Annotated in this window: 6 protein-coding genes and 1 pseudogene; all 7 read right to left on the bottom strand. The window is 71.1% G+C overall.

Annotation, left to right across the window (positions count from 1 at the left end):
• Positions 1 to 212, bottom strand: a pseudogene (locus AC1DKV_RS40340) (ACP synthase 2); the annotation flags it as partial.
• Between the two features lie 31 nt (positions 213 to 243).
• The gene (locus AC1DKV_RS40335; protein ID WP_477139750.1) at positions 244 to 696 is read right to left on the bottom strand and encodes an excinuclease ATPase subunit; all 453 of its coding nucleotides are present in this window, start codon (positions 694 to 696) and stop codon (positions 244 to 246) included.
• Between the two features lie 82 nt (positions 697 to 778).
• The gene (locus AC1DKV_RS40330) at positions 779 to 2,008 is read right to left on the bottom strand and encodes a beta-ketoacyl-ACP synthase (RefSeq protein ID WP_477139749.1); all 1,230 of its coding nucleotides are present in this window, start codon (positions 2,006 to 2,008) and stop codon (positions 779 to 781) included.
• Positions 2,005 to 2,736 carry a 3-oxoacyl-ACP reductase FabG gene (fabG, locus tag AC1DKV_RS40325; protein ID WP_441621332.1) on the bottom strand — a complete coding sequence of 244 codons (732 nt, stop codon included), beginning with the start codon at positions 2,734 to 2,736 and terminating at the stop codon, positions 2,005 to 2,007. The genes AC1DKV_RS40330 and fabG overlap by 4 nt, the downstream gene beginning before the upstream one ends.
• Positions 2,733 to 3,086 (bottom strand): hotdog family protein, encoded by a 354-nt coding sequence (locus AC1DKV_RS40320; RefSeq protein WP_477139748.1) that lies wholly within the window; start codon positions 3,084 to 3,086, stop codon positions 2,733 to 2,735. The genes fabG and AC1DKV_RS40320 overlap by 4 nt, the downstream gene beginning before the upstream one ends.
• Positions 3,087 to 3,152: 66 nt before the next feature.
• On the bottom strand, positions 3,153 to 4,337 hold the full coding sequence (locus AC1DKV_RS40315) for a beta-ketoacyl-ACP synthase (protein WP_477139747.1): 1,185 nt from the start codon (positions 4,335 to 4,337) through the stop codon (positions 3,153 to 3,155).
• On the bottom strand, positions 4,334 to 4,870 hold a 537-nt coding region (locus tag AC1DKV_RS40310), incomplete at its 5' end, for a DUF3261 domain-containing protein (protein WP_441650262.1). The genes AC1DKV_RS40315 and AC1DKV_RS40310, both read right to left, overlap by 4 nt.

The following is a 4,870-nucleotide window of genomic DNA, read 5'->3' as shown; positions in this document are numbered from 1 at the left end:
AGCGTCCAGTCCTGCCAGGCGCCGCCGCAGGCCTGCGCCAGCAGCGCCCGCGCCAGCCAGCGCCCGGCAACGAACTGGGCGGCGCGCTGGCCGGCCCGCAGCGAGCCGAGCCGGCTTGTCTCCTGCGCGCTCATCCACTGGCCGGGCGGCGGCGCCTGCCCGGCCATGGCGGCCACGTCGGCCACCCGTACGTAAACGAGCCCGGGCTGCATGGCGCGCTTCAGCCGCGGCTGGCCAGGCAGGTCACCGGGCCGCGACCCTGGCGTAGATGCCCTTGAGCGCAACGCCGGCCACCACGGCGCCGGCATGGCATTCGTACTCGGTCGGKCTGGCGACTTCCGCCTTCTTGTAGTAGMTCACCACATCGACCACGGCATTGACGCCCAGCGACCTGGCCTTGTCCTGGAAGGCGATTAGCGCGGACAGCGCGGCCCAGCGGCAGGCTTCCTCGTCGCTCTTGCCGAAGCTGTTGGTCTTGCGGTTGGACACGTCGCCCTCCCCGGTTTCCAGGACCTTGGGTTTCGCCTGGCCGGCCAGGAAGAACTTGACCGTGCCATCGAGCTTGTCCCGCGCCTCGGGCATGTCGAGGACTTCCTGGAACGGCAGCATGTACTTGGTGTCGCGCGCCGCGGCGGGCGTGGACAGCAGCATGCCGGCCGCAGCGGTGGCTGCCAGGATCGAGAGAGCGTGTTTCATTGACCTTCCTTTCTTGGTTTTGTTGATAAGGAAAAACGCGGATGGCCCTGGAGCGGCTCGCCCGGGAGCGGCTCCAGGCCGGCTAGTGGCCCCAGCGACGGAACACCAGCGAGGTATTGATGCCGCCGAACGCGAAATTGTTGCTCATGGCGTAGTCGACGTCGAGCCGGCGGCCTTCGCCCATGATGTGGTCGAGCGGCGCGCAGCGCAGGTCAGGCGTGGCCAGGTTGATGGTGGGCGCAAACCAGCCTTCGCGCATCATCTCGATGGTCATCCATGCCTCGAGCGCACCGCAGGCGCCCAGCGTATGGCCCATGTAGCTCTTGAGCGAGCTGACCGGCACCGCGCCGCCCAGCACCGCGTGGGTGGCTTGCGACTCGGCGATGTCGCCCTGGTCGGTGGCCGTGCCGTGCGCGTTGACGTAGCCGATGGCCGAAGCGTCGAGCCCCGCGTCCTCGAGCGCCAGGCGCATGGCCTGCGCCATGGTGCCGGCCTGGGGCTGGGTCACGTGAGCGCCGTCGCTGTTGGTGCCGAAGCCGACGATCTCCGCCAGGATGCGCGCGCCACGCGCGCGGGCGTGCTCCAGCTCCTCCAGCACCAGCGTGCCGGCGCCCTCGCCCAGCACCAGCCCGTCGMGCTCGCTGTCGAACGGGCGCGGCGTGGTGTGGGGCGCATCGTTGCAGGTGCTGGTGGCGAACAGCGTATCGAACACGGCGGCTTCGGTCGGGTCGAGTTCTTCCGCGCCGCCGGCCAGCATCGCCACCTGGCGCCCGCTGCGGATGGTCTCGTAGGCGTAGCCGATGCCCTGGCTGCCCGAGGTGCAGGCGCTGGACGTGGTGAGGATGCGCCCGGTAATGCCGAAGAACACGCCGATATTGACCGCGGTGGTATGCGGCATCATGCGGATGTAGGTGGTCGCGCTGATATCCTCGGTGCTGCGCTCGTTCATCATGCGGCCAAAATCCGCCACCGCCGACGGCGTGCCGGTGGACGAGCCGTAGGCGATGCCCAGCCTGCCGCTGGTAACCAGCGGATCGCCGGCAAGCCCCGCATCATGCAGCGCCGCCTCGCTGGCCAGCACCGACATCACCGCCACGCGCCCCATCGCGCGCGTGACCTTGCGCGTGTAGTGCGCCGGCAGCGCGAACGGCGGCACGGGTGCCGCGAGCTGCGTGTTCAGGCCCTTGAAGTCCTGCCAGCCGTGCATCTGCACGACGGCGTTGCGGCCGCTGGCCAGCCGCTCGCGCACGGTCGGCCAGTCATTGCCCAGCGAGCAAACGGCGCCGGTGCCGGTAACGACAACTCGCTTCATCCGAACATCCCTCCGTTGACCGAGATCACCTGCCGCGTGATATAGCCGGCATCGGCGGACATCAGGAACGCCACCGTGGCGGCCACCTCGTCCGGCGTGCCCATGCGACGTGCCGGGATCATGCGCAAGGCTTCCTCCAGCACGTGTTCTTCCACCATCTCGGTGTCGATCAGCCCGGGTGCGACGCAGTTGACGGTGATGTTGCGCTTGGCCAGTTCGATGGCCAGCGCCTTGGTGGCGCCGATGATGCCGGCCTTGGCCGCGCTGTAGTTGGCCTGGCCACGATTGCCCACCAGCCCGGAGACCGACGACAGCGTGACGATGCGGCCCGGCTTGCGCCGCTGCACCATGGGCATCACCACGGGGTTGAGCACGTTGTAGAAGGCATCCAGGTTGGTATGGATGACTTCGTCCCATTCCTCGCCGGTCATGGCCGGGAAGGCAGCGTCGCGCGCGATGCCAGCGTTGCACACCACGCCGTAATAGCAGCCGTGCGCCTCGATATCGGCCAGCAGCGCGGCCGCGGCCTGCTCGCGCTGGCTCACGTCGAAGCACAGCACGCGCGCGCTGCGGCCCAGCGCGCGCACGGCGTCGGCCACCGATTCGGCCTCCTCGCGCCGCGAACGGCAATGCACCACCACATCGCAGCCGTCGCGCGCCAGGCGCAGCGCGATGGCGCGGCCGATGCCGCGCGATGATCCTGTGACGAGCACGGTCCGGTTCGTCATGGTTGTTGTCCTTGCAAGAAAGCCTGCGCGTYGGCAGGCTGGAAAACGGAAACATTGGCGCGCGCCACTTCGCGCCCGTCGAGCGACAGGGCGCAGGCGAACATGCCGAGCCCGTTGTCGCCGGTGAGCTCKGCGCGGGCCCGCACGGTCAGCACGCTGCCGACCGGAAACGCCGCCAGGTCGCACTCGTAGCGGCGCGAGCCGAGCAGGAAGCCGATGCCGGGCTTGCGGCCCGCGCGCAGGTCGCGCACGCCGGCCCAGGCGGCGATGGGCGCGCACCGTGGTGCGCGCCACCGCCTGCTCGTCGTCGGCGCCGAGCAGTTCGTCCAGCAGGCGCATGGCGCCGGCATGCGGCACCACCTCGCCGATCGCCGGCAAGGTGGCCGGGCCGGCCATGTTCGGGGTCACRCTCATGGTCAGCCGGCCCCCAGGATCACGGCGCTGTTGCTGCCGCCGAACGCGAAGGAATTGCTCATCACGTAGCGCGGCGCATGGCCCAGCGTCTCGCCGGGCGCCACCACGTGCAGGGGCGGCAGCGCCGGGTCCGGCACGCCGTCCCACCAGTGCGCGGGCAGGCGGCCTTGCGCGTTGCCGGACAACGTCAGCCACATCAGCGCTGCCTCGATCGCGCCGGCGGCGCCCAGCGCATGGCCGGTCATCGGCTTGGTCGAGCTCAGCGGCACGCCGTCGCCAAACAATGCGGCGCAGGCCAGCGCCTCCATGGCATCGTTCTGCGGCGTGGCGGTGCCGTGCAGGTTAAGGTAGTCGATGGCTGCGGGTGCCAGGCCGGCACGCGCCAGGGCCTGCCGCATGGCGGCCTGCGCGCCGGCGCCGCTGGGATCGGGCGCCGACATGTGATGCGCGTCCGAGGTCTCGCCCCAGCCTGCCAGGCGCACCTCGCCGGGCTCGGCCGAGAGCAGGAAGACGGCGGCACCCTCGCCCAGGTTGATGCCGGCGCGGTTGGCCGAGAGCGGGTTGCAGCGCGCGGCCGAGACCGAGTCCAGCGCGCTGAAGCCGGCGACGGTGAAGGGGCACAAGGTATCGGCGCCGCCCGCGATCACCACGTCGGCGATGCCGCTGCGCAGCAGCCGGGCGCCCGCGGCCAGCGCCTTGGCGCTCGACGAGCAGGYCGTGGACAGCGTATACGCCACGCCGGTCACGCCGAGCGCGCCGGCCAGGAACTGCGCGGGCGAGCCCAGCTCCTGCTGACCGTAGTGGAAGCCTTCTGGCCAATTGCCGCTGGCACGGCGCCCGGTCACCGCCTCGCCGCCTTCGGCGATGCCCGAGGTGCTGGTGCCCATCACGACCGCCACGCGCGCCGGGCCCACCCGGGCAATGGCCGCCTGCACCTGCGCCAGGCACTGCAGTGCGGCGTGGTACAGCATGGCGTTGTTGCGCGTGCGATGCACCAGCGGCGTCGTGTCCGGCACCGCCAGCGCCGCGCCGACGGTGCCGAGGTGCAGCGGCCGGCCTGCGCTGTAGCGCTGCGTGACCTCGCCGCCCGGCGGGCCGTCGGTGCGCCAAAGCGCCGCGCGCACGGCATCGGCGCCGTCGCCCAGGGCACAGGTCACGCCCAGCGCATTGATGAAGATATGGTTCATTTCGGCCCTCCTTGCGTGGCCGCCGGCAGCGTGCGGATGGTCAGCCGGTAGCCGTCGCGGTACTGCTCGAACTCGATGGTCTGCGGGTCCGGGTAGCGAATCTCGGCCACTACCTCGCCACCGGCGCGCAGCACGCGGCGCCCGGCCTCGGCATCGAGCCGCCAGCCGGGCGGCAAGGCCGCGGCAATGGCTTGCACCGGCCACAGCGACAACTGCATTTCACTCAGGATACGCTCCGGCACCAACTCGGCCGGCGCCCACGGCGAACGCACCACGCGCAGGTCCTGTCCGTCCCAGTCCAGGCGCGCCAGTACCTGCCCGCCGGCCAGCGCGGCCAGCCGCGTATGAGCCGCATTGGCTTCGAGCAGCGCCTGGATCTCGCGGCGCTCCTCGCCACGCGGCGTGCGGTACACCACCGTGATCTGCTGCTGCAGCATCAGCTCGCGGCCAAGCGAAGCCGGCGGCAGGCGCAGCAGCGGCACCGCCTCGCGGCTGGCCGCCGGCGCGCCAGCCTCGGGGGTGCCGGGCGCGGG

The sequence above is a fragment of the Cupriavidus sp. 05T41 genome, assembly GCF_056396525.1.
Note: the sequence above shows the minus strand (reverse complement) of the source record. Positions and strands in the feature narration are given on the sequence as shown.